The sequence below is a fragment of the Pseudoalteromonas sp. NCIMB 1079 genome (genome assembly GCF_040567695.1).
Taxonomy (GTDB): domain Bacteria; phylum Pseudomonadota; class Gammaproteobacteria; order Enterobacterales; family Alteromonadaceae; genus Pseudoalteromonas; species Pseudoalteromonas distincta.
The window spans coordinates 3,409,608-3,436,203 of sequence record NZ_JBEWZA010000001.1 but is presented as its reverse complement, the minus strand read 5'-3'; the positions used below and the strand labels follow the sequence as shown (position 1 = coordinate 3,436,203).

19 protein-coding genes are annotated in these 26,596 nt (G+C 37.9%); 18 read left to right on the top strand and 1 reads right to left on the bottom strand.

Features of this window, described 5'->3' with window-relative positions; translation table 11 throughout:
- Positions 1-34: 34 nt before the first annotated feature.
- On the bottom strand, positions 35-1,405 hold the full coding sequence (locus ABX891_RS16005) for an MBL fold metallo-hydrolase RNA specificity domain-containing protein (RefSeq protein WP_354629946.1): 1,371 nt from the start codon (positions 1,403-1,405) through the stop codon (positions 35-37).
- Positions 1,406-1,875: 470 nt separating this feature from the next.
- On the opposite strand from ABX891_RS16005, the gene wecA reads away from it, so the two are divergent.
- The 18 genes from wecA (at position 1,876) to ABX891_RS15915 (ending at position 26,554) form a co-directional block, all read left to right on the top strand.
- A complete protein-coding gene (wecA, locus tag ABX891_RS16000) occupies positions 1,876-2,901 on the top strand; it encodes a UDP-N-acetylglucosamine--undecaprenyl-phosphate N-acetylglucosaminephosphotransferase (protein WP_354629944.1) in 1,026 nt (341 codons plus the stop codon).
- 59 nt (positions 2,902-2,960) lie between these two features.
- A complete protein-coding gene (locus ABX891_RS15995; protein ID WP_354629942.1) occupies positions 2,961-3,347 on the top strand; it encodes an RT0821/Lpp0805 family surface protein in 387 nt (128 codons plus the stop codon).
- 7 nt (positions 3,348-3,354) lie between these two features.
- Positions 3,355-5,085 (top strand): polysaccharide biosynthesis/export family protein, encoded by a 1,731-nt coding sequence (locus ABX891_RS15990; protein ID WP_354629940.1) that lies wholly within the window; start codon positions 3,355-3,357, stop codon positions 5,083-5,085.
- A complete protein-coding gene (locus ABX891_RS15985) occupies positions 5,086-5,871 on the top strand; it encodes an ABC transporter permease (RefSeq protein WP_354629938.1) in 786 nt (261 codons plus the stop codon).
- Between the two features lie 22 nt (positions 5,872-5,893).
- The gene (locus ABX891_RS15980) at positions 5,894-6,544 is read left to right on the top strand and encodes an ABC transporter ATP-binding protein (RefSeq protein WP_354629936.1); all 651 of its coding nucleotides are present in this window, start codon (positions 5,894-5,896) and stop codon (positions 6,542-6,544) included.
- Between the two features lie 2 nt (positions 6,545-6,546).
- Positions 6,547-7,980, top strand: coding sequence for a KpsE/RkpR family capsule polysaccharide export protein (locus tag ABX891_RS15975; protein ID WP_354629934.1), 1,434 nt, complete (start codon positions 6,547-6,549; stop codon positions 7,978-7,980).
- 52 nt (positions 7,981-8,032) lie between these two features.
- Positions 8,033-8,944, top strand: coding sequence for a glucose-1-phosphate thymidylyltransferase RfbA (gene rfbA / locus ABX891_RS15970; protein WP_354629932.1), 912 nt, complete (start codon positions 8,033-8,035; stop codon positions 8,942-8,944).
- A 12-nt stretch (positions 8,945-8,956) separates the two neighbouring features.
- Positions 8,957-9,502, top strand: coding sequence for a dTDP-4-dehydrorhamnose 3,5-epimerase (gene rfbC / locus ABX891_RS15965; protein ID WP_354629930.1), 546 nt, complete (start codon positions 8,957-8,959; stop codon positions 9,500-9,502).
- Between the two features lie 23 nt (positions 9,503-9,525).
- Positions 9,526-10,425: a dTDP-4-dehydrorhamnose reductase gene (rfbD, locus tag ABX891_RS15960; RefSeq protein ID WP_354629928.1), complete on the top strand. Its 900-nt coding sequence runs from the start codon at positions 9,526-9,528 to the stop codon at positions 10,423-10,425.
- 1,573 nt (positions 10,426-11,998) lie between these two features.
- Positions 11,999-12,367 (top strand): GxxExxY protein, encoded by a 369-nt coding sequence (locus tag ABX891_RS15955; RefSeq protein WP_024597632.1) that lies wholly within the window; start codon positions 11,999-12,001, stop codon positions 12,365-12,367.
- 1,137 nt (positions 12,368-13,504) lie between these two features.
- On the top strand, positions 13,505-14,605 hold the full coding sequence (gene rfbB, locus ABX891_RS15950) for a dTDP-glucose 4,6-dehydratase (RefSeq protein WP_354629926.1): 1,101 nt from the start codon (positions 13,505-13,507) through the stop codon (positions 14,603-14,605).
- The gene (locus ABX891_RS15945; RefSeq protein WP_354629924.1) at positions 14,583-16,028 is read left to right on the top strand and encodes a mannose-1-phosphate guanylyltransferase/mannose-6-phosphate isomerase; all 1,446 of its coding nucleotides are present in this window, start codon (positions 14,583-14,585) and stop codon (positions 16,026-16,028) included. Before rfbB ends, ABX891_RS15945 begins: the two co-directional genes overlap by 23 nt.
- Before the next feature lie 6 nt (positions 16,029-16,034).
- Positions 16,035-17,462 carry a phosphomannomutase gene (locus ABX891_RS15940; RefSeq protein ID WP_354629922.1) on the top strand — a complete coding sequence of 476 codons (1,428 nt, stop codon included), beginning with the start codon at positions 16,035-16,037 and terminating at the stop codon, positions 17,460-17,462.
- Between the two features lie 51 nt (positions 17,463-17,513).
- A complete protein-coding gene (locus ABX891_RS15935; RefSeq protein WP_354629920.1) occupies positions 17,514-18,860 on the top strand; it encodes a coiled-coil domain-containing protein in 1,347 nt (448 codons plus the stop codon).
- A gap of 12 nt (positions 18,861-18,872) precedes the next feature.
- Positions 18,873-20,162 carry a hypothetical protein gene (locus tag ABX891_RS15930; RefSeq protein ID WP_354629918.1) on the top strand — a complete coding sequence of 430 codons (1,290 nt, stop codon included), beginning with the start codon at positions 18,873-18,875 and terminating at the stop codon, positions 20,160-20,162.
- Between the two features lie 67 nt (positions 20,163-20,229).
- Entirely contained in the window at positions 20,230-22,239 is a 2,010-nt protein-coding gene (locus ABX891_RS15925; RefSeq protein WP_354629916.1) for a coiled-coil domain-containing protein, read from the top strand.
- Between the two features lie 3 nt (positions 22,240-22,242).
- Positions 22,243-23,169 carry a sulfotransferase gene (locus tag ABX891_RS15920; RefSeq protein WP_354629914.1) on the top strand — a complete coding sequence of 309 codons (927 nt, stop codon included), beginning with the start codon at positions 22,243-22,245 and terminating at the stop codon, positions 23,167-23,169.
- 400 nt (positions 23,170-23,569) lie between these two features.
- On the top strand, positions 23,570-26,554 hold the full coding sequence (locus ABX891_RS15915; RefSeq protein WP_354629912.1) for a glycosyltransferase family protein: 2,985 nt from the start codon (positions 23,570-23,572) through the stop codon (positions 26,552-26,554).
- Positions 26,555-26,596: the final 42 nt, after the last annotated feature.

Here is a 26,596-nt window from a genome sequence, read left to right as displayed (position 1 = left end):
GACTTGCATGGAAACATTAAATCTTAGATGTTAATTACTCATCAATCTCAATTTTAACTTCACTACTTAGCACCTCTTTGTATTTTGCCGCCAATGCACTTTTCGCATTTTCATCCCCATGTACAATTTTTATATGGCTTGGCTTTTTATGCATGCCTGTTACAAATTTAATTAATCCGTTTTGATCGGCATGGGCGCTGTACCCACTAATTGTATGTACTTTTGCATTTATAGTAATACGAGCATCATTTATAAAAACATACCCGTTACGTGGGCCATATTTTTGTATATCGCGCCCTAGAGTACCGCGCCCTTGGTAACCTACAAAAAGTACATCGGTGGTTCCATCACTTAAAAACCGCTCTAAGTAATTAACGATTCTGCCACCACTACACATACCGCTCGCCGCTAATATAATCGCTGGCGTTTGCCGCGAACTTAAATAGTTAATAATAGCCATATGTTCTTTATGCGAATCAACCGTTGTTAGGTTTTTAAAATCGAGCGGGTGCCTACCGTTTGCAATTTTGCGTTTGGCCTCGCTATCCCAAAGGTGCTTAAATTTTTTATATTGCTCGGTAAAGTTAGCTGCCATGGGGGAATCGAGTATTACGTGAATGTCTCGCCACTTAGACTTTTTAGATGAGCTATGTATGAGTTGCTCAAGCTCATATAGCAGCTCTTGTGTGCGGCCAATACTAAAAGCAGGTACTAAAACAATACCATTGTCGGCAACAGCGCGTTCAATCACATTTTTTAAAGTTTGAGTTCGCTCTTTTCGGCCTTGATGATTTTTATCACCGTAGGTTGATTCAATAACTAGGGTGTCGGCTTTGTAGGGCGGCTTAGGCGAAGGGAGTAGCGGGGTATATGGCGCGCCTAAGTCTCCTGAAAATACAACGCGATGTTTGTTGTTATCGCTATTAGTAATATCAATTTCTACGTAGGCAGAACCTAATATATGGCCAGCCCGCTGAAACCGTGCTTTGGCAGTTTGTTCACCTCTACTTGGTAGTTCAAACCATGTTTTATAATCAACGGCAACTATGCGTTTGTTTAGCAGGCTTAAACACGCTTTTATAATTTTAGGGTCGCGAGTTACACCTACTTTTAAAGCATCTTCTATTACTAAGGGTAGTAAGCTGGCCGATGCAATACTTGTAAAAATAGGGCCTTTAAAACCTGCAGCTAATAAGTAAGGAATACGACCAACATGATCAATATGGCAATGGGTAACAATAAGCGCAGTAACACAGGCTATATCAAACTCAATAGATAGGTCGGCTTTAGAGTCTTCGCCTTGAAACAACCCGCAATCAATAAGCACGCTTGTTTGCTCGTTAATTACTAGCTCGTGGCACGAACCTGTAACTCCATTAACCGCTCCGTGGTGAAGTATTTGCATGATGGCTCACAGTAATTAGTCGTTTTTGTAATGATATTTACAGTAGAAGTTAAATTACAAAGATTCAAGGTAGGCTATAGCCGCAGTGTTTTAATAATAAAGAAAGCATATTTTCTTTATTAAAACTTAATTCCTAATTTATTTATAATTTAGCTGTCGTAGGTCAACGTTCAGGCTAGATTTAACCATATTTATTTACCATACTGTCGATTGCACCCTATGGGTCGGTTATCGAGAGATAGAATTAAAGCTGTAATAGTATTTAAGTACTTTAAATAACTATTTGTGGTATTATTTTTAACATTGAAAAAATAAATCATTACAAAACTAGTGATAAATCATGTGTTTTAAGTGCTTTGTCTTGATAATATAGTTGTAATTAGCCATGCATAAATGTAAAGGTTTTGTATACTTATGAGAAGTACATATTCGTTGCGCTTTAGCTATACTTTTACACATATGGATACATAATGGATTTTTGGTTCCCTCTCTCAATTACGTTTATTATCTCACTTGTTGCCATAAAAGTGATCAACCCTATAGCTATAAAAACAGGGTTGGTTGACCTCCCATGCGATCGTAAAATACATAAAGGAAATATTCCTTTAGTTGGCGGAATTGCAATATATTTAGCAGTCTTAATTGCCTCCATGCTATTTATAGGTAACAGTCGAAATTTAAACATTTATTTAATTGCATCTGCTTTGGTACTTTTTTTAGGTACTCTTGACGATCGTTACCAATTATCAGTTAGAGTTCGCCTTGTCTCACAGGTGCTTGTAGCCTCATTAGTTATATTTGGAACAGAGATATACTTACACAGCTTAGGGAATATTTTAGGTTGGTTTGAGCTAAAACTTGGTGCGTTCGGTGTTATATTAACAATAGTGGCAATTATAGCGGGAATAAATGCTATTAACATGATGGATGGCATGGATGGATTGGTTGGCTTGCTCAGCCTGGTTGCATTTACAGCTTTAGCGTTTTTACTAAGTCGAGTAACTAATGCATGGTATTTGCTACCTTTTTTATTTATTGCCGCCTTATTAGGTTACTTAATATTTAATCTCAAACTACATAACTCACTAACAAAAATATTTATGGGTGACTCAGGTAATATGCTCATAGGTTTAACGCTTGTTTGGCTTATGGTAATAGGAATAGAGTTAGACGCGCCCGCATTAAAACCTGTAACCGCTTTGTATATAGTCGCAGTGCCTTTAATGGATATGGCTACAGTAATAATGCGTAGAGTTAAATCAGGAGTATCACCTTTTCAGGCCGACAGACAGCATTTGCACCACTTGCTTGAAGCTGCAGGTTACAGCCAGAGGTTTTCGCTTATTGTTATTTCGTCTGGTGCAAGTATACTAGCCGCACTAGGTTGTTTAGCTGAAGTTTATGCTGTAGCTGAGTGGATAATGCTAGTGTCTTTTTTATTGTTTTTTATGTGCTATTCGGCACTTACTAGACAAGCATGGAAAAAGTTAACGTAAATTTAGCTGCATCAAAGGAATTTTATTTTGTTACCTACTAATAGATTAGAAAATAAATAATGAAAAAAAATAAAGTTATACTATCACTTATCCCTTTTCTTATTTTAACAGGCTGTGCTACGCCACCTCCTGTTCTTCACGCAACACGCGCATTAATAGACGAGCCAATAAAATCTATGGGTACTAGCGCATTACCAAAGCAGTTAAGCGAAATATTAGAGTCTCAAACGCAAGGCTATACAGGCCAATATAATAATATTGAGTTTACATTAGGTAAACAGTATACCTCGGCACTCGGCGAATCTTGTAAAGTAGTATACCTAAATAAAACAGAGCAATTAGCCAAACAAGAGCGCAGAACCGCCTGTAAAAATGCTAACCAGCAATGGGTAATTACACCTCAGGTAATTGAAAATAAAAACAATCAAATTAGCTTTGGAGCTTAATTCGCATATGAATACATTAAGCAAATTTTTTACAGCCTTTTTACTATTAAGCTGTTTTTCAGCGAGCTTATTATTTAGCAATAATGCAGCTGCGGCAGAGCAAATATCTTTAAGCCAGCTTGAAAGCGCTGGCACCTCACAAACACAGCTTCCAAATGCTTCATTGCAAAATTCAACTTACAACAAACAAGGTCGTTCAGGTGCCTTATTACCCGGTGAAATGTCAGCAGCCGAATTGCTACCTACTCCTGAACTAGGCTTGCCACCTCCATACGGTGCAAACTTATTTGCAGGTGGTTACGAAAGCGAGCGTCAAGATGGCCTAAACGACGATTACACAATAGCGCCTGGCGATAAAGTTTCTATTTGGTTATGGGGAGCAATAAACCAATCAGAAGTTATTACTGTTGATAACCAAGGTAATTTATTCATAACTAATGTTGGCCCAGTGTATGTGGCCGATGTTAAAGCAAGCCAGCTAAACAGTTACGTAAGTAATAAAATTAAAGAAGTATATAAAAGTAGCGTACAAATATACGTAAACCTGCTTACTGCAACACCTGTAAGTGTTTACATAAGCGGCAGTATTATTCGCCCTGGTCAATACGCAGGTATAGCATCCGACAGTATTTTATATTACCTAAAGCGCGCCGGCGGAATAGACTCTGAACGTGGTAGCTACCGTGCTATAAAAGTATTACGCAACAATAAAGTAATTCAAAATATAGACCTATACGACTTTATATTAAGTGGTTACCTCCCTAAGTTTAACTTTAAAGATGACGACGTAATTTTAGTTGAGCGACAAAAAGCAACCGTTGTTGTATCAGGAAGTGTAAGAGCGCCATTTAGGTTCGAATTTAAAGATAACCAAGCAACGGGTGAACAACTTGCAAAATTTGCCCTGCCACTTGCTAAAGTAAGCCACGTAGGAATAGTGGGCGACCGAACAACGGGTCCATTCTCAGTTTACTTACCTTATAACGAGTTTAAAAGTTTTACACTTAAAGATGGTGACCGCCTTATTTTTAACGACGATATACGAGCACAAGTACTCGATATTCAAGTTGCGGGTAGCTATTTAGGACCTTCGTATTTTGCGGTAAAAAACAATACACGCTTACACGACTTACTTGCCAATATACAAATTGACAAAGACCTTGCCGATTATCAGTCAATTTATATTCAACGACAAAGCGTAGCAAAAAAACAAAAAGAGATGATTGACCAATCGTTAGACCGATTAGAGCGAAGTATTTTTACAGCACCTGCATCATCCGACGGAGAAGCTAAAATAAGAGCCGAAGAAGGTAAAATGATTTTAGAATTTACCGAGCGTGCACGTAAAGCGATTCCACTTGGTAAAGTTGTAATTTCAGATCAAGGTCAAGTTGCTAACATTAGGTTAGAGCAAGGGGATGTAGTTTATATTCCCGCTAAAACAGACCTAATTCAAATAGGTGGTGAAGTGCTTATGCCACAGGCATTAGTGTACAACCCAAATGCAACAGTAACCGACTATATAGCATGGGCAGGTGGTTACAGCGAACGTGCCAACTACGAGCAAATAATGGTTATACACCCTAATGGAATGATAGATCTAGACGCTAACGGAACGCTAAAACCAGGGGATCAAATTTTAGTATTACCTAAAGTAGACACCAAGTTTTTGCAATCGGTTAAAGATATAACGCAAATAATTTATCAAATTGCTATTGCGGCAAATGTGGCCACCTAAATGACCACAGTACTTAAACGTAATAACTGGGCAATATGGCGCGACGTTATATTTGCCCTGTTTGTACGCGAAATTCGCACAGGTTTTAACGATAGGCTAGGCCTTGCTTGGGCAATATTTCAGCCGCTTAGTTTTATTTTTTTACTGTCGTATTTGCGAAGAATGATTGCTGGTAGTGAGTCGCATACAGTGCCTACATTTGAATTTATGATGTATGGCATGCTACTCATTCAGCTTTTTTTAGACACATTAATGAATTCGTCGAATTCGATAAAAAAAAATAAAGCCTTATTTGCTTTTAGGCAGGTTCAGCCAATTAGTAGTGTGATAGCGACAGGGGGCTTTTATTTTTTAGTAAAGCTAGCCGTATTTATTCTGCTTATATTAATAATGTATTTATTAGGTATTGATTTTAGAATTGATGACCCTCTTTTTCTGCTTTTTAATGCAGTGGCTGTTTGGTTAATTGCTATTTCGTTAGGGTTATTATTTGCAATAGGGCAGTGCTATGTACCAGAGATAAGTAAAATGCAGTCGGTATTAATGCGACCTTTATTTTTTATTTCGGGCGTATTTTTTTCGATGCAAGATATACCTAAAGAATACTGGGGATATTTAGATTGGAACCCTATTTTGCATGCAATAGAGTTGTCGCGCCATGCAGCTTACAGTACCTATAGCGTAGATGCGGTAAGTGAATTTTATTTATTTTCAGTGACGTTAGTTTTATTGTTTTTTTCGTTAGCGACTTATCATGTGTCGTGGAAGCAGGCAATTAGCCGATGATAATTAATAATAAGGCTAATTGATGATAAAGCTGCAAAATATTACAAAGTACTATCCTTCAGCATTAGGTAAGCAATACATTTTTAAAAATGTAAGTTTTGAAATACCATCGGGGCATAACATTGCTATTTTAGGATCAAATGGTGCAGGTAAATCTACATTATTTAAAATGCTTGCGGGCAGTGAATATCCTAACAAAGGTAAAATAGAAACTAATCTTAACTTATCGTGGCCGGTGGCGCTTACTACAGGTATACACCCGCAAATGAGTGGGGCCGAAAACGCACGATTTATAGGTACTATTAATGGTGTAGCCGATATAGATTTGTACGTACGAAGAGTAAGGCAGTTTGCCGAGCTAGGGCCTAAGTTTGATTTACCTGTAAATACTTATTCTAGCGGTATGAAACCGCGTTTAGCTTTTGCTTGTTCAATAGGTATAGACTTTGATGTATACCTAATAGACGAAGTAACCTCTGTGGGCGACGCAAACTTTAGAAATAAAACCCGCCAAGCACTTACACAAAAAAGTAAAAACGCCAACGTTATTATGGTAAGCCACGAAATGGATGAACTACGACACTTTTGCGACAGCGCCATTGTATTACATAAAGGCGAACTTACTTTTTACAACGATTTAGAGCAAGGAATTGCTCATTACCAGGCACTATAATTATGAGTCAACAAGCGGTAGAAAAAATAGAACAACGCTTTATTGAGCTAGGTTTAAAAACCGATAAAGCCATTTGGGATAATGGTGAAAAACTAATAAATTTAGCCAAGGAGGTAGAGCAAAATGATGTATACCTTGCAAGGCGTATTATACAGCGCGCGCGTAACTTAAAGCCAAATAGTGATCAAATAAATAATGAGCTAGCTAGGCTTACTAAAAAAATCAATGAAAAAGCAAAGCAAACGCAAACAAGCTCATCTACCGAGCAATCAAATAAGCCATCAATAGCACAAGCCGCAATAGCAAAGTTAAATAATAAACAAGGGTTACACTTACTAACTAAGCCATGGTTTTTACTTTTGGTTATACCTTTTATATTGTTTGCGTTTTATCAGTTGATATTGGCTGCTCCAAGGTATGAGAGCCGGGCGCAATTAATTATTCAGCAACCTGATGGCATGACTACAATGGACCCGTCAATGGCGCTACTTAGTGGCTTAGGTGTGGGTGGAAACTCAACAACCGATACCGAAATTGCTAAAACGTATATTCACTCAAAAGACATGCTAAATTATTTGCAAACGCATAATAACTTAAAAGAGCATTATCAAAACGGTGGCGATATATTTTCACGTTTAAGTAGTAACGCAAGCAGTGAAGATTTACTACAATATTATGTTGACCATACCGAAGTAGAAATAGACGAAGACTCAGGCGTACTAAAAATATTAGCCCAGGGCTTTACGCCTGAATTTGCTAACACGCTAACACAAACGATAGTTAACCGCGCAGAGTGGTATATAAACTCAATAGGCCACCAATTAGCTGATGCACAATTAAAATTTATACGTTTAGAGCATGCAAAAGTGGAGCAGCGCTTGCGCGATGCACAAAAAAGGACCCTTGCATTTCAGCAAAAAAATAACTTGCTCGACCCTGAAGCCGAAGGCATGGCGCTGCAACAAATTACCTACGGGCTTGAAGGGCAAATAGCAATAAAAAGCGCACAGTTAAAAGGGCTGCGTTCAACCATGACCGAAAAAGCCCCGCAAGTAGTTGTGTTGGCGTCGGAGTTAAATGCACTCAAAACTCAATTAGAGCTTGAGCGCGATAGGCTTTCTACTCAGCAAGGCAGCAGTAGTAATATTAAAAATAATGGAACCTCAGTAAGCGAAGTGTTAGCGCAATTTTCTGATTTAAAAATTGAGTTAGAGCTAGCACTTAAAGGCTATACGTCGTCGGAGGTATCGCTCGATAAAGCACGTATAGAGGCTTACAGGCAGTTAAAGTATTTAGTTGTTGTGGAGTCGGCAACAACCCCGCAAGAGAATAAATATCCAACTACCTTATACAATATTTTATTATTTGCGGTGTTACAGCTAATGTTTTTTGGTATTGGTAAAATAGTTTTAGCCACAGTAAAAGAGCTAAGGTAAACTTTAGGTTAAAGTTTTGTAAGCTAATTAAAGTTAATAGATAGGATTCTAAATGCACTCTTTAAAAGCACCGGCCAAAAAATCGGCACGTAAAGGTATAGTTCTAGCTGGTGGGTCAGGCACTCGTTTATACCCACTTACTAAAGTAGTAAGTAAACAACTCATGGCTGTGTACGACAAACCAATGATTTTTTATCCGGTATCTACATTAATGATGGCGGGTATTACCGAAATATTAATTATATCTACCCCTGCTGAGCTACCGCGCTTTAAAGAGCTACTTGGTGATGGTAGTGCATGGGGTATTAGCTTTGAATATAAAGAACAAGCAAGTCCAGACGGCCTAGCACAAGCGTTTTTATTAGCCGAAGACTTTTTACAAGACCAAGGAGCGGCTTTAGTGCTTGGCGATAATATGTTTTATGGTCATGACTTATCGGCATCACTGCAAAATGCCACCGGGTGTGAACAAGGAGCTACAGTATTTGGTTATCATGTATCAAACCCTAAATCGTATGGTGTGGTAGAGTTTGACCAAAATGGTAAAGCTATTTCAATAGAAGAAAAACCAGACAAACCTAAATCAAATTATGCCGTACCAGGGTTATACTTTTTTGATAGCCGTGTGGTCGAATTTGCTAAAAACGTAAAACCATCGGAGCGTGGTGAGCTTGAAATAACCGACGTAATAGAGCAATACCTAGCTAAAAAAGAGCTAAACGTAGAAATAATGGGCCGCGGTACTGCTTGGTTAGATACAGGCACACTAGATGATTTACTAGACGCAGCTAACTTTATTCGCGCAATAGAAAAACGCCAAGGTTTAAAAATTAATTGCCCCGAAGAAATAGCCTACCGCATGGGTTATATAAATGCCGAGCAACTTAAAAAGCTAGCTAAGCCACTTAAAAAATCGGGCTATGGCAAATACTTACTAGGGCTTTTAGAGCAAACTGTATTTTAATAGGCAATAACAATGAAATTTATTGAAACCAGCATCCCCGATGTAAAAATAATAGAGCCACAAGTATTTGGTGACGAACGAGGTTTTTTTATGGAGACCTTTCGCACAGAGTTATTTAACCAGCATTGTGGCGAGCGCACTTTCGTGCAAGAAAATCACAGTAAGTCGGCGCATGGCATACTGCGTGGTTTACATTACCAAACACAAAACACCCAAGGTAAGCTTGTACGTGTTACTCAAGGGGAAGTATTTGATGTAGCGGTAGATATGCGCAAAAGCTCGCCAACATTTGGGCAGTGGGTAGGCGTGTTGCTTTCGGCTGAAAATAAACGCCAATTGTGGGTGCCTGAAGGTTTTGCTCATGGTTTTTATGTAACGACTGAAAGCGCCGAGTTTGTTTATAAATGCACCGACGTTTATAACCCAAATGTTGAAGTATCAATAAAATGGGACGACCCAACTCTAAATATTGATTGGCCACTAGTTAACGCTAAATTTCCACAGTTATCAGCTAAAGACGAAGCCGGCCTTAGTTTTAATAACGCGCCAACATTTTAATAGCCAATAAATTAGGTGTCATTATGAAAGTATTAGTTACAGGTAAAAATGGCCAATTAGGCTCTGAGCTACAAAAAACATGCCCAAGCAATGTTGAGCTGGTATGTTTTGGCTCAAAAGAGCTTGATATTAGTAATGCCGAACAGGTAAACGAATTACTAATAACACATTCGCCAGATATAGTTATTAATGCGGCAGCCTATACTGCGGTTGATAAGGCTGAAACTGATATTAACCAAGCATACGCAGTAAATAAGCAAGGTGCAGCTAATTTAGCAAATGTGTGCAAGCATATTAACGCTAAGCTTATACATATATCGACCGACTTTGTGTTTGACGGCACTAGCACTATGCCTTATACCGCAAGCGATGCAACAAACCCCTTGGGCGTTTATGGCGCGTCTAAACTAGCTGGTGAGCAGGCTATTAATGAAATTTTAGGCTCGCAAGCAACTATAGTACGTACAGCATGGGTTTATTCTGTTTTTGGTAATAACTTTGTAAAAACAATGTTACGATTAATGGCAGAAAAAGAACAGTTAGGTATAGTAGGCGACCAAGTTGGTACGCCAACGTGGGCGGCAGGTTTGGCGAGTATGCTATGGGCTTTAGTAGCTAAAGCAAGCAGCGAGCAAGTTTTAAATGCTGAAAATACAGCAACTATTTTAAATTGGACCGATGCGGGGGTAGCTTCGTGGTACGATTTTGCAGTAGCAATACAAGAGCTTGCAATAGAGCAAGGGCTATTAACTAAATCAATACTTATTAGTACAATACCAGCAGCAAGCTACCCAACACCAGCTAAACGCCCAGCATTTAGCGTGTTAAATAAAGCTCAGACTGAAGAAATAAGTGGCGTAAAAACAGTTCACTGGCGCACACAGTTAAAAGAAATGCTAACAGAGCTAAAACTTAACCAATAGGTTAATTTTGTAGGTGAGGCTTCTACCTCCTAATAAAGTGATTAAGTGATTAAGTGATTATTATCACCACAGAGAACACAGAGAAGTGAAGGAGAAGAGCTAGTAACTTTTCAGTGTAGCGCGCAGCGCCTCGGTGCTCTCGGTGGTAAAGTTGTTTTGTAGGTGAGGTTTTATACCTCGCTCATAAAGTGATTAATCACCACAGAGAACACCGAGAAGTGATGGAGAAGAGCTAGTAGCTTCTCCGTGTAGCGCGAAGCGGCTCTGTGCCCTCGGTGGTAAAAATGTTTTGCAAGTGAGGTTTTATACCTCGCTAATTAAGTGATTAATCACCACAGAGAACACAGAGAAGTGAAGGAGAAGATCTAGTTACTTCTTCGTGTAGCGCGACGCGTCTCTGTGCCCTCGGTGGTAAAATTGTTTTGTAGGTGAGGTTTTATACCTCGCTAATAAAGTGATTAAGAGATTATTATCACCACAGAGAACACAGAGAAATGATGGAGAAGAGCTAATAACTTCTCTGTGTAGCGCGACGCGCCTCTGTGCCCTCGGTGGTAAAATTGTTTTGTAGGTGAGGTTTTATACCTCGCTAATTAAGTGATTAATCACCACAGAGAACACAGAGAAGTGAAGGAGAAGATCTAGTTACTTCTTCGTGTAGCGCGACGCGTCTCTGTGCCCTCGGTGGTAAAATTGTTTTGTAGGTGAGGTTTTATACCTCGCTAATAAAGTGATTAAGAGATTATTATCACCACAGAGAACACCGAGAAGTGAAGGAGAAGATCTAGTTACTTCTTCGTGTAGCGCGACGCGTCTCTGTGCCCTCGGTGGTAAAATTGTTTTGTAGGTGAGGTTTTATACCTCGCTAATAAAGTGATTAAGAGATTATTATCACCACAGAGAACACAGAGAAATGATGGAGAAGAGCTAATAACTTCTCTGTGTAGCGCGACGCGCCTCTGTGCCCTCGGTGGTAAAATTGTTTTGTAGGTGAGGTTTTATACCTCGCTAATTAAGTGATTAATCACCACAGAGAACACAGAGAAGTGAAGGAGAAGATCTAGTTACTTCTTCGTGTAGCGCGACGCGTCTCTGTGCCCTCGGTGGTAAAATTGTTTTGTAGGTGAGGTTTTATACCTCGCTAATAAAGTGATTAAGAGATTATTATCACCACAGAGAACACAGAGAAATGATGGAGAAGAGCTAATAACTTCTCTGTGTAGCGCGACGCGCCTCTGTGCCCTCGGTGGTAAAATTGTTTTGTAGGTGAGGTTTTATACCTCGCTAATTAAGTGATTAATCACCACAGAGAACACAGAGAAGTGAAGGAGAAGATCTAGTTACTTCTTCGTGTAGCGCGACGCGTCTCTGTGCCCTCGGTGGTAAAATTGTTTTGTAGGTGAGGTTTTATACCTCGCTAATAAAGTGATTAAGAGATTACTATCACCACAGATAAATGATGGAGAATAGCTAATAACTTCTTCGTGTAGCGTGACGCGCCTCAGTGTTCTCGGTGGTAAAATACAGGTTTATAATTATTTAGGTGCTAAATAGATTCTAAGGATCGCTATTTATGGAAGACTTGGTAACTCAAACGGTGATTGGTTGCGCTATTGAAGTACATAAAACACTTGGCCCTGGTTTATTAGAATCTAGTTATGAAAATTGCTTACTTTATGAGTTACAACAAGCTGGTTTGTTACCTATGAATCAAGTTGCATTACCGATTAGCTATAAAAGTATAAGTATAGATGCAGGGTATAGGTTAGACATATTGATACCTGAAAAATTGATTATTGAATTAAAAGCTGTTGATAAACTGCTGCCTATTCATTCAGCTCAGCTTATAACTTATTTAAAGTTAACAGGCATAAAAACTGGGCTATTAATTAATTTTAATCAGGTCCGTTTGCTTGACGGGTTGAAACGTATTAGTGTGTAAAATCCGCTCTCCAGCCGGTAAGCTAGGAGAAGTGAAGGTGAAGAGCTAATAACTTCTCTGTGTAGCGCGAAGCGCCTCGGTGCTCTCGGTGGTAAAATTTTTTTGGGCTAAAGCTCATAAAGTGATTAAGAGACTATTATCACCACAGAGAACGCAGAGAAATGAAGGAGAAGAGCTAGTAAGTTCTCCGTGTAGCGCGCAGCGCCTCGGTGCCCTCGGTGGTAAAATTGTTTTGTAGGTGAGGTTTTATACCTCGCTTATAGAGTAAGTAATTAAGACATTATTATCACCACCGAGAAGACAAGGTGAAGTGAAAGAGAAGATCTAATAACTTCTCCGTGTAGCGCGAATCGCTTCTGTGCCCTCGGTGGTAAAATTGTTTTGGGCTAAAGCTCATAAAGTGATTAAGAGATTATTATCACCACAGAGAACACAGAGAAATGAAGGAGAAGAGCTAATAACTTCTCTGTGTAGCGCGAAGCGCCTCGGTGCCCTCGGTGGTAAAATTGTTTTGTAGGTGAGGTTTTATACCTCGCTTATAGAGTAAGTAATTAAGACATTATTATCACCACCGAAAAGACAAGGTGAAGTGAAAGAGAAGATCTAATAACTTCTCCGTGTAGCGCGCAGCGCCTCGGTGCTCTCGGTGGTAAAATTGCTTTGGGCTAAAACTCATAAAGTGATTAAGAGATTAAGAGATTATTATTACCACCGAGAAGACAAAGAGAAGTGAAGGAGAAGAGCTAGTAACTTCTCAGTGTAGCGCGAAGCGCCTCTGTGTTCTCGGTGGTAAAAATGTTTTGTAGGTGAGGTTTTATACCTCGCTCATAAAGTGATTAATCACCACAGAGAATACACAAAACAAAGAGAAGTGATTGCAGGCGCTTAGCTTGCTGGTGTTATTAAGCTTCTTGGTTATAAAAATATTTTGTAAGTGAGGTATAAACCTTACTTTTTAGGCGAGTAAAGTAATTATTATTACTAAATAAAATACATAAAAGGTCAAAATAAATAACCTTTTATTACCTTACTAATTAGTAAACAACAATTTGTAGTCTTACGGCTTAGAGTTTACAGCTTATGACTTGTAACGATGACATAAGGCGTAAAGCCAAAATTTATAAAATGGAATAGCAGATGACAGTTAAAAATCTATTAGTAACAGGCGGAGCCGGTTTTATAGGCGCAAACTTTGTGCACTACTGGTTAGCACAACACCCACAAGACAAAGTAATAGTGCTAGACGCACTTACCTACGCAGGCAACAAAGCCAACCTAGACTCTGTAGCAAACAACCCAAACATGACCTTTGTACATGGCGATATTTGCGACACAGCACTAATAGAAAACCTAATCGACACTCACCAGCTTAATACCATTGTACACTTTGCAGCAGAGTCGCATGTTGACCGCTCAATAACAGGGCCTGATGCCTTTATTGAAACAAATATACTGGGCACATATAGCTTATTAAAAGCGGCTAAAAAAAAGTGGATAGACGAGCCAAAAGTTGCAGGCAATGAGCCATTAGAACATCGCTTTCATCATGTAAGCACCGACGAAGTATACGGTACTCTAAGCGCAACTGATCCTGCCTTTACCGAAGAAACCGCATACGCACCAAACTCACCATATTCTGCGTCAAAAGCGGCAAGCGACCACTTAGTGCGCGCATACCATCATACTTATGGGCTTGAGGTTACTACATCAAACTGCTCAAACAATTACGGGCCGTACCATTTTCCTGAAAAACTAATACCGCTTATTGTTACTAATATCTTAAACGATAAGCCATTGCCTGTGTATGGTGATGGCCAGCAAATTCGTGATTGGCTATACGTAGAAGATCACGCGCGTGGCATAGAGCTAGTACTTAAAAAAGGTCGCACAGGTGAAAACTATAACATTGGTGGCAACAACGAATGGGCCAACATTGATATAGTAAAACTAGTATGTAAAGTAATGGGCGAAAAGTTTGCAAACAATCCTGAGCTTGCAGAGCGCTTCCCTAATGCAAAATCGGCTATTGCTAATAAAGTAGAGCAGCTAATTACTTACGTTACAGACCGTGCAGGGCACGACCGACGCTATGCTATTGATGCAACCAAAACAAATAATGAATTAGGCTATAAACCAGCAGAAAGCTTTGAAAGTGGCTTCGCTAAAACGCTCGACTGGTATTTAACCAATGATAATTGGTGGAAAGGAGTATTAGATGGAACATATCAATCAAAATAAATTAGGAATTAAAATGAAAATTGTACCTGTAATTATGGCTGGCGGTTCTGGTAGTCGTTTATGGCCGATGTCGCGTGCACTCCACCCTAAGCAATTTTTAAAGCTAACTAGCTCAAACAGCATGTTGCAAGAAACAGTACTACGTACTTTGTCTTTTGCTGATAGTAAAAATATTGTTATTTGTAATGAAGACCATCGTTTTTTAGCGGCAGAGCAATTAAGGGAAATTAATCAACTAGGGCAAATAATCTTAGAGCCAGTTGGTCGAAACACTGCCCCAGCAATTGCATTAGCAGCACTTGAACTACAAAAACAAAATAATGAAGCGTTGATGCTGGTTTTAGCAGCTGATCATGTCATTAAAGATGTGGCTGCATTTGAAGAAAGTGTAAAAAAAGCAACTGTTGCCGCACAGCAAGGTAAAATGGTGACTTTTGGTATTGTGCCTACTCATGCCGAAACGGGATACGGATATATTAAACGTGGTGATTCACAACTTTCTGGCTTTACCGTTAATCAATTTGTAGAAAAACCAGACTTAGCAACCGCACAAGAATACATAAATAGTGGTGATTACTATTGGAATAGTGGCATGTTTTTGTTTAAGGCTTCTGATTATTTAAAAGAGCTGCAAAAACATCGCCCAGATATCTACCAAGCATGTTTAAAAGCTATTGATCATACCACTTCAGATCTAGATTTTATTCGCGTAAATGAGCAAGAATTTTTAAAATGTCCATCAGAATCCATCGATTATGCGGTAATGGAAAAAACAGATAATGCAGTAGTTATTCCATTAGATGCCAAGTGGAGTGATGTGGGGGCCTGGTCTGCACTTTGGGATATTTCTGACAAAGATTTAAATAACAATGTTATGCAAGGTGATGTATTAACGCATAATAGCAGTAATAGCTATTTTAACGCAGAACATAAAATGATTGCTGCTGTAGGCGTTGATAATATAGTTGTTATTGAAACAAAAGATGCTGTTTTAGTTGCCCACAAAGACAAAGTACAAGATGTAAAAGCAATTGTTGAACAGCTTAAGTCACAAAATAGAACAGAGCATCATCTACATCGTGAAGTTTATCGCCCTTGGGGTAAATATGATTCAATCGATTTTGGTGAGCGTGACCAGGTTAAACGCATTACCGTAAAACCGGGTGAAAAGTTATCAATTCAAATGCATCATCATCGCAGTGAGCATTGGATTGTCGTTTCTGGCACAGCAAAAGTGACCAATGGTGAGCAAACCATTATTGTTACAGAAGACCAATCAACTTACATTCCGCTGGGTACGATTCATGCTTTAGAAAACCCAGGTAAAATTCCATTAGAAATGATTGAAGTTCAAACCGGAAGCTACTTAGGCGAAGATGACATTGTTCGTTTTGAAGATCGTTATGGGCGCGTAAAAGGGTAATAACAGATGGTTAATATGTTAAATAGTCACCATATATTAAAAAATAGTCAAATTGCCTTTGGAACCAGTGGTGCCAGAGGGCTCGTTAGCGATTTTACAAATAATGTGTGTGGTGCTTTTACCCATGCTTTTATCGACGTAATAAAACCTGAGTTTCGGTTTGATACCATTGCTATAGCAATTGATAATCGACCAAGTAGCCATAGTATGGCAATGGCATGTGCTAAAGCAGCCCAACAGGCCAATATAAAGGTTATTTACTATGGTGTTGTGCCAACGCCAGCTTTAGCTTATGTGTCGATGCAACAAAATCTACCTTGTATTATGGTCACGGGGAGTCATATTCCATTTGACCGTAACGGATTAAAATTTTATCGACCTGATGGTGAAATCACCAAACAAGATGAAGTCGGTATCTTAAATGCACAAATTGAATTTGAAGCTATTACAAATACAACTGAAATTGAAGTTAATCGAGATGCAGTAAATCAGTATATTTCTCGGTATACCTCACTCTTTGCAAATCAACCATTACTGGGTAAACGTATTGGGATTTATGAGCACTCAAGTGCGGGTAGAGACTTATATCATACTATTTTTAATCAATTAGGCGCAGATGTTATTCGTCTAGAGCGTAGCGATGTTTTTGTACCAATAGATACCGAAGCCGTTGCAGAAGAAGACAGAGTAAAAGCGCGTAATTGGACTCAGCAATATCAATTAGATGCCTTGTTCTCGACTGATGGCGATGGCGACAGGCCATTACTTGCAGATGAGCATGGCGAATGGTTACGAGGAGATATTTTAGGCTTACTGTGCGCCCAAGCATTAAATATTGAAGCGTTGGCCGTACCAGTTAGCTGTAATACAGCCATTGAGTTAACACAGAGCTTTAAGCAAGTAATAAGAACAAAAATTGGTTCGCCTTATGTTATTGCCGCATTTGACACGTTAAAAAATCAATATCGTTCTTTTGCTGGTTTTGAGGCCAATGGTGGCTTTTTGTTAGGTAGTGATATTGCAATAGGTGACAAGGTATTAAAAAGCTTACCGACTCGAGACGCAATTTTACCCGCTATTATTGCCTTAACCGCAAACATGACAGAGCCGTTATCAAAATCAGTTAATGCTTTACCTAAACGCATTACAGCTAGCGATCGTATTAAAAATTTTGCAACCGAGCGCAGTAACGCTATTATTGCTAATGCGATAAAAGCCCCACAACAATTTGTTTTAGCATTGGGTTATACTCAAAAAATAATCTCAAATATTAACCAAACAGATGGATTAAGAATTACCTTTAATGATGGTGATATTATCCATTTACGACCATCTGGTAATGCGCCAGAGCTTCGTTGTTATGCAGAATCAGATGTTGAGCAACATGCACTCGATTATGTTAGTAACACCCTATTAAAAGTTCAAACATTATAATGAATACTAAACTTAGCAGTTTTAGTCGCAACATACACTAAAGGATCTATCATGAAATTACTGGTATTTTGCGGTCTAATTAGTTTAGAAAGCAAACAAGCTATAGTTGATCAATTTGTTGGTCGCAATACAATAAACGTAAATAGTTCGGCGGCAGGTAATGATATTACCCAGCTAAATGAATGCTTACTAGAACTGCAGCAAGTTAAAGCAGCATCAGAGCATCAAAGCCAAGTTGGTTTGTACTTTTATGATGGTGATATTGAGGAATTTAGCTCAACACCAATAATGTGTGATAACTACCATATTATTTCGTTTTATTCCTCGCCTGAATTTAGTGTTTTGTCTTCACAGGCTTTAGATGAGTGGTTTAGTCATTCAAATGCAATACTCAATTTGCATTTTTCGAGTTTGCCTAACTCATCGTTAGTCAATCAAGCTGACTTGACTGAATATGCAGATCAATTTTTAACATTACTTGCAAACGTTTCTGGTTTAAACCTTGAGGCGCTAAACTTAGTAGCCAAACCTATAGATTTATTAAAAATCACTCAAATTATTCAGGTTTTTAACAACTTAAGTAATAAGCCTTTACTGCAACAATTATATGAACAACTTGAGGGCTCTACTGATATCGTTAAATTTGAATTTGGCCGATCAGTTAATTCAAGACAAGAATATTGGTTTGAGCAGTTATCTACTATCGCTACAGCTAACGAACAACGTGTAAGGCAACTAGAAGCAAATCAACAGGATCTGCAACATCAACTTGATTCTTTCGATAAGCAGCAAAACTTATTAAATAGCGAAAATGAATTAGCCTTATTGCAAATCAGTCAGCTACAAGAAGAGCTAGAGCAAACTTTTACCAAAAGTGAAATAGATAACATTAAGAATAAAGCCCTTCTTGAACAAAAAGAGCAACAGTTTACAGCTGAGAAAGCATCACACGATGAGCAATTAGTGCTATTAAATACTCAGCAAACAACGTTCAACGATGAAAACAAATTAGCCTTACTGCAAATCAATCAGTTACAACAAGAGCTGGAAGCAACCTATTTAAATTATGAGAAACTTCAAAAACAATTTAATGAAAAAAATAAAGAATTACAGCAGCTTAAAGATGAGAACTATAAAAAAATGAGTAATAGTATTTCAGTTGAAAAATACAACGCTAATAGTAAAGAGCATCAAGCTAAAATTCAGCAACTAGAATTAAAAGTTACTGATTTAGAAGCTGAAAATGAACTTGGCTTATTACAAATCAACCAACTTCAGGAAGAGCTAGAGTTTTACTATATTAAACACCAACAATCGCAAATTTGGAACCTATTAGAGCTAAAGAGTGTTGATGTGCCAAGTCATCTGCAAAGTAGCTTAGTGTTACTTGCTTTATAAATGCGACTGGTAATGGAATCGCATTATAAAAGTCTTGTTATACTGGATCCAGGCTTAAGAGAACTCGGGGGGCACCATCCGGCCACTATGTTAGCAATAGCAGATGCTTTATTAGAGACTAGTAACATCAATATTGAGTTACTGTGTCATAAAGAATGCCCTGTAGAGTTTACGGGCAAATTAAACTGCAAAGTTAAAGTAACACGCCATTTTACAACAGGTTTTTATCGATATTTTTATAAAACGCCCAGCAATATCGAATTACAAAAATATTGTAATTATTTAGCATTAGAATACATAAGAGCTATTAAATTAAGCCTCGAACTCAATGTTTACAACAATAAAGTAGTTTTTTGGTGTCACACGTTAAACTGGCAGCATGCAAAAGCATTAGCTTTAGCGCTAGACGTATTAAATAAACAGCTATTATTAGAAGACTATTCAAAAATAAAGCTATTAATAGGCTTAATGTATAGTCCCAAGGATTCTGCTAATACCGTTAAACGCAAAATGCACTATGAGTTGGCATTTAGGCACTTGGCTAAACATAATAATGTTACTTTTTTAGCTGTGGATTACGAGCTACAAAGGAGTTATTCGAAGCTGCTAAACAAAAATATTGATATACAACCATGTTTGCTTTTTGGGAATAAAAAGTTAAATAAAAATAAAATTAGTAAAAACAATGCCATTGAAAGTGTAAATGCTACAGGTAATGCAATTAAAAAAAATAATAAAAGCATAATTTTATATACTGGCGATGCAAAAATAAACAAAGGCTTTTTAGAACTGCCAAAAATAGCAGAGGCATTATTATCGAAGCTTGGTGATTATAAGTTTGTTATTCAATATTCTATTACCAATGATTCTATCGAATTGAGTGATACTGATTCGAGGTTAAGTGCACTGGCAGAAAAATACAGTAACTTAATATTAAAAAATAAGTTTATAGAACATCATGATTTAATGAATTTATTTGAAGTAAGTGATGCAATATTTTTTAATTATGATGCTGATATATACCAACACCAAAGCTCAGGGGTGTTGTGGTTAGCTGCATACCATCATCTTAGTATTATTAACTATACAGAAAACTGGATTAGTCGAGAGTCAGCTAGGCTCAATTTAAGTCAGCTCCAATGTAAGAGTGTTGATGGGGTACAAAATGCCATATTTAATGTTAAGCCTAAGCAGACCCATCTAGAGAGTGAACATACAGCAAAGTCAGTTAGTCATTTTTCTAATGATTATCGTCAACAGCTGTTTGCTAATGTATTAAGCTGGATTGAACGTGTTATATAAAATACTAATTAATATAAGTTGTAATTAAAATAATGTGGCTTAAAAGCGCTTTTAAAGGGACCGTATTATGAATAGTAACCAAGAATCTAAACCAAGCTTGAATGTTGATAAAATAAAACAGTCAACTGTGGATATAGTTGTGCACCTAGGTGCTGGTTCAGGCGCAGATGTAGATTATTACCAAACATTATCGCCTACAAGTATTTTTTTGTTTGAGGCGATGTTAAGTCAGTGCAAATTACTAAAACAGAATTTCGATACTGTTAAAAATATTTCGGTTTATCATAAAGCTATAAACCCTTTTGGAAAAAAAGTAGGCTTTCAGCATACTCAACCTGCACAATTTAGCGGTACAGGAAGTGCCGAAAAATTCTTAATTAAATTTAAAAACTTAAAAGTTATTGACGAGTCACCTATAGAACCTTTTTCATTAAATAATGTAGTCGAACTCATTTCAGCACAGCATAAAATGACAAAAGACGCTAAACACTCTATGTTAGTGATTCAACTTAATGGTATAGAGTTTGACTTAATCAATAATTGTCAACATCAAGATTTGGTATTGTTTGAACGAGTTATTATACAGTCAGTAAAAGATTCTTCATCTTTAACTTATGAAGCAGGTAAGAGTAAAGCGCTCAATAGTTTATTTTGTTTAGGTTATGAGCTTGTATCAATAAATTCAGATGCTGCCTTCACTACTTATGAGCTACTTTTGAACAGCAATGATCCGGCATTGGAATCAAATGAAACTGAGCTTTCAAGTTCGATATTGAGTATTAAAAAACAGAACGAGCAACTAAATAGCGAAGTTGAGTGTTTAAAAACCGAATTACAAAACAGTCAAAGTTTACTTGTTGAAAACGAAAATAAAGCAAAATCAGAACTAGAAGAATATCAAATTAGCGTAAGCGAAGAGTTTTTAAATTTAACAAACGGCTTTAGCCAGCTAGAAGAAGAAAAAGCGCAGACGGTAGAGCAGTGTAACAAGTTACGAGTAGAAAGAGACCAGTTAAAAGTTGAAAGTAACAAGGCTGAAGCTGAAAAAGCACAGGTGGTAGAGCTGAGTAACAAGCTAAGAGTAGAAAACGATAAGCTAAAAGTAACAAGTGACAAGTTTGAGGCTGAAAGAGTTCAGGCAGCAGAGCAACGTGAGCAGTTGCAAACTGAAAAAGCGAAGGTAGTAGAGGAACGTAATAAGTTACAATCAGAAAGAGACAGGATTGAGGCTGAAAAAGCGCAAGCGGTAGAGCAACGTGACCAGTTAAAAACTGAAAAAGCGAAGGCAGTAGAGGAACGCAATAAGTTACAAGCAGAAACAGATAAGGTTGAGGCTGAAAAGGCGCAAGCGGTAGAGCAACGTGACCAGTTGAAAACTGAAAAAGCGAAGGTAATAGAGGAACGTAACAAGTTACAAGCAGAAAAAGACAAGGCTGAGGCTGAAAAAGCACAAACTATTGAGCTGCTTAACAAATTACAAGTTGAAAAAACGCAGATGCTAGAGCAGCGAAACAAGTTAGAGGCTGAGAGTGACAAGGTCAAAGCTGGGAAGGCACAAGCGGTAGAGGAAAGGAATAAGCTACAAGTAGACCGAGATAAAATTGAAGCTGAAAAAACGCTAATAAAAAACCAATTAGAACAACTTCAACATGATTCACAGGCTAAAAGTGATGAGTCCTCATCACACATTAAAAAACTACAATCTAAAGTTACCGAATTAGAAGCAGAGTTAATAGAAAGAACTACACAGCGCGACAATGAGAATAAATGGCATTTAGAGCATAAAAGCAGGGCTGAATCATTAAATAACCAACTTGAAGAACATAAGCAAGAAATAAAAGAAATGAGTCGTAGCAGTCATTTAAGTCAAAAGATACTGACTAAGTCCCAAGTGGACTTAGAGCATCTTCGTAAAAGCTATACTGAAAAGGTGGAATCTGAGCAAGAGTTGATTGAGCTAGTTAAAGAGTTACGGGATAAGTTGACCACAGCATCTAAGTATTATTTTAATTTACAGCAAGCGCATCCTGAAATATTGTCTGATACTTCCTTGATCAAACAAGAGAGTGAGGGATAGATCATGGCTAGTGATTTCGAGCGTTTTACCCAATCACTTAATGAATCAATAGATTTGATTGAGCAGAATCCACAAATCGAATCTGGCACCTCAAGTCTATTACACAGTTTAGACGAGGTATTAGATACACCTTCTTTGCTCGCTCGTTGTGATGAAATTTGTCAGCGATATGAGAAAAAGAAGCCGAAATTACGAATTATTCATCATCTTGCCTGCAGTGGTGGATCATTGCTTTCTAAATGTTTAGCCGCATTGCCAAATGTGTATTTATTAAGCGAGGTTCATCCATTTACTGATTTAGCCCTTGGCAGGGGAAAGCCTAAGTATTCACCGACTGATTTGATAGCATTAAGCCATTATGCAGGTGTGCCTAATCACCAAGATCTAGCGGGAAAATTATTTAAACAAGCGGTGATGTCTACTTACCAGCATGTTGAGAAGTTAGGGGGAATCTTAGTACTAAGAGACCACACTCACTCTGACTATTGTACTTCAGCTAAACTGCCAGAAAAAAGTAGAGTACACCAACTATTAGAAGAAGATTTTGAGATTAAGTCAATATTAACGATTCGGGATCCAATTGATTCTTATGCTTCTTTAGTCAAAAACGGTTGGGTGCACTTTTCTCCAGATAGCTTTGATGAATATTGCCGTCGTATATTAGTCATGCTTGACAAGTTTCAGACAGAGCAGATTTTTAAATATGAAGACTTTGTTGATGAGCCACAGGATGTAATGGGTAAGATTTGCCAAAAGCTTGATCTACCATTTGATGATAATTTTGAAGAAATTTTTGGTGCTTTTCAAGTAACTGGGGATAGTGGGAGAAGTAGTGATGAAATTAAAAAAAGAAATAAGACTGATATGGTGAATATGAGGGGCGAATATGCTCAGGGATTTAATTCTCTATTTGTGGATTTAAAATATTAAACTAACTATGGGTTTTTGAAAATGCTTTACAAGAGATTTTATGAGATTGTTAAGGTAATTAAAGGGATTGATCCTGACCAAAAAACAATTCACACTAGTGTAGATGAAATTATTCGTGAGTTAACTATCGGAAATGCAACGGAGTCATCATTAAGGCTAATTAAATATTTATTTTTTAAGCTTAGGTGGGGTCACACTTCCTACACTTTTTTTAGCGATTTTACTAGAGAGTATCTCGAGTCGAACTTCAAAAGAGATCCCTCGAATTTAGTGTCCACTTTTCTTTATGGTCTCTCGGTTTACGAGCAAACATCAAATGTTTATTTGTTAGAGAAAATAACTTATTCAGCCTGGAAATTTAAAAAAGTAGTAGATGAATCGATAAGGGAGAGTAAGATTTATGGATAGGTTTGATGTGATTACTTCGTTTGCTTTTTTTGATGGTGTTATGAAAGAACCTATCGAAAAAGCTTTAAAAAGTCATATTTATAATAAAAACATAAATTTAATTTATATTGTTACGGAATCAGATGCTCAAGAAATTACTGATAATTTCAATCATATTGACCACAAAAAAGTACGGATAGTAGAAAATAAAACACGACCTACTTTTCAAACACTTATTGATTTCAGTAATATGTTGCTAGTTGAGAATAAAACTGATTTTGCTGCAATTATTAACGGCGATGTGAGTTTTAATAGTGACCTGGATGTTCAGAATGCCATCGATTTCTTTGTCTATGAGCAATTTCCAGCTAATGGTATGTTGGCATTAAGTCGACACGAAGTTATTGATGGAAAGCTGAAGATGTATTTAAAGCTTGATAATGGTTTGCCAAATTATGTTTCTGCAGATGCGTGGGTGCTAAATAAACCATGTTTGCTCAAACAAAATGCTTTTTACTTTATGGGGCAAATGAATTGCGACTTAATGCTGGCTTCGGACTTGATTGACTCTGGTTACCAGCCATTAAACCCGTGTTTAGATATTATTATTGTTCATCACGAAGATGAGTTGAAATCAGATGAATTCTATTATTCTGAAAATGGAAAAGAAAAAAATATTAATGCAAAATATTATTTTATCGCATCTCGTTTAAATCCAGCGGGGAGTGTGCGAGGCGTTCCTTGGATATCTTGCTCATGGCTAAAAAACAACTACAGTGGTAAAAACTACTTTTTTAATACGAGGAAGACTGTTTGGGTTGTACTAAGTGATAATGAGGAGATGTTTGATTCGTACTTGCAGGCGCTAAAAAGTTTGGAAGCTATTGCCGAAAAAAATGATATGCAAATCAATATTGTCGTTGAAGGGGGCGTTATCGGTAAATTCGTAAACTCTTTTTCTGATATTCTTTTTTTGAATGAAAATATCTATTTTCATAGTGTTGATAGTATTTCAGGCTTTATTGACAGCGCTCTAAATGGAGATATAACCTGGGCTGATTCGTTTGTTATTGTAAATGACACAAGTCGACTCACTCGTAATATTGTAAATAGGGTAGATGAGCTTATTTTAGACCTCAGAGACCTAAAGGAAATGAAATTCTGTGACCCTGATACCTTAGGGGTTAACGTTAAGTGGTTCCAAGACAGCAGGTATGAAGAAGAGTTTAGAGGTGAAATAGTCTACACCGAGTATGATAAGCGCAAGTGCTCATTCGTAACATCGATGTTTAAAACTGATGAGTTCATTGATACCTTTATCGATAATTGTCAATCTTTAAGTAATTACAATGATATAGATCATTTCTATCTCATTACAACTCCGACAGAAGTTGAAATACAGAGTATAAAACGGGTGCTCCGAGAGCAGAGAAATGCGATATTCGTTTGGAACAGGCAAGACCCTGGATTGTATGAGTGTTGGAATATCGGTATCCGAATGGCTTCTACCGAATTTGTATCCAATGCTAATGTGGATGACTTACGCGACCCTGAGCACGTGAGCACGCTTGTGTACGATCTAGCAAGTAAAAAAGGGTTTACGTTTGCAGCCAGTGCACTTCATCCTTTTTATACTTTTTCAGGCGACATAGATGCTCACAAAATAGAATACCCATGGTATAGTGACCAAGAGGGCTCTATTGACTTTCTTACTCTGGGTAATTTAGATAAAAATGAGAGTGGGAGTTACACCCTGAACCCACATAACATCCCCCATTGTATGCCTATTTGGCGACGTGATTTACATGACAAGCACGGTTTTTTTGATGAGGACCGATATGGTACCTTTGCCGATTGGGCATTTTGGCTAAAAGTTACCAACGACGGCGAAGTGGGCTACTTAAATGGTAAAGGCCTTGGGTACTACTATGTAAACCTTGAATCACACAACCGACGTGGCGATAAATTGGCAGCATTTCACAAAAGAGTGGAAGACGATTTTGTGCCTTTCTACCTATACAAGCAAATGGAAATGAAGCAAGCAGCCCCTAAAAAGCTAAACATCTTCGGTTCCAATTTGCATTATGGTGAGCATCGAAACAGTTTTAACAAAATAGCCGAATCGCTTCTTCCTTTAGAAACCGATGGTAGTGGCGTATTACTTCTTCCTTTTATAGAGCGTTATTTTGTGTGGGGTGATGAGCCTGGAGAGGCAGCTTCAGCCACGCCGACACCCATAGAAAGGCCATGGGTGGGAATTATTCATGTCCCGTTTTTTGCACCGAACTGGTTCCATACGCACGTGTCACCTGAAGTCATTTTTGAATCGGAATTATGGAAGGCATCTTTACCTCATTGTAAAGGTCTCATTACGTTAAGTGACGACCTTAAAAGAGATTTGGAGTATCATTTACCAGGTATTCCGGTTGTTTCCTTATTGCATCCAACCGATTTCGATAACCTCAAACCATTCGATTATGAACGGTATACAAACACGCCAACATTGGTACAGGCAGGAGATTGGCTTCGTAAGTTACAGGCAATTCATCAGATTAAGGCTAATGGTCATAGACGGGTAATGTTGAAGAAAACACATACCGATGAATATCTACAAAAAGAGATAAACGTCTTTGGTAACAGTATCGATCCCGATGTTGAAGTGTTTACCATGGTGTCTAATGAAGAATACGATGACTTGCTAAGCGGTTCAGTTGTGGTGTGTTGGTTATACGCAACTGCGGCAAATAATTTAGTATTGGAATGTATTGCCCGTAAAACGCCGTTACTGATTAACCCTTTACCAAGTGTTGTGGAATATTTGGGTCAAGATTATCCGTTGTACATAAACGATATTGCTGAGGCGGAAGTGTTGCTGGCAAACAAGCAGCGTATTAAAGCGGCTCATGACTATTTAAGTAACAGACAATTTAGCATAGAGTTGTCTTACCAAACATTCTTTGAGAGATTCAGAGATTCAGAGTTTTATCAAGAACTTTAATTTTTTGCTATGTACGGCATAGTCATTGTTAATAGGACGAAT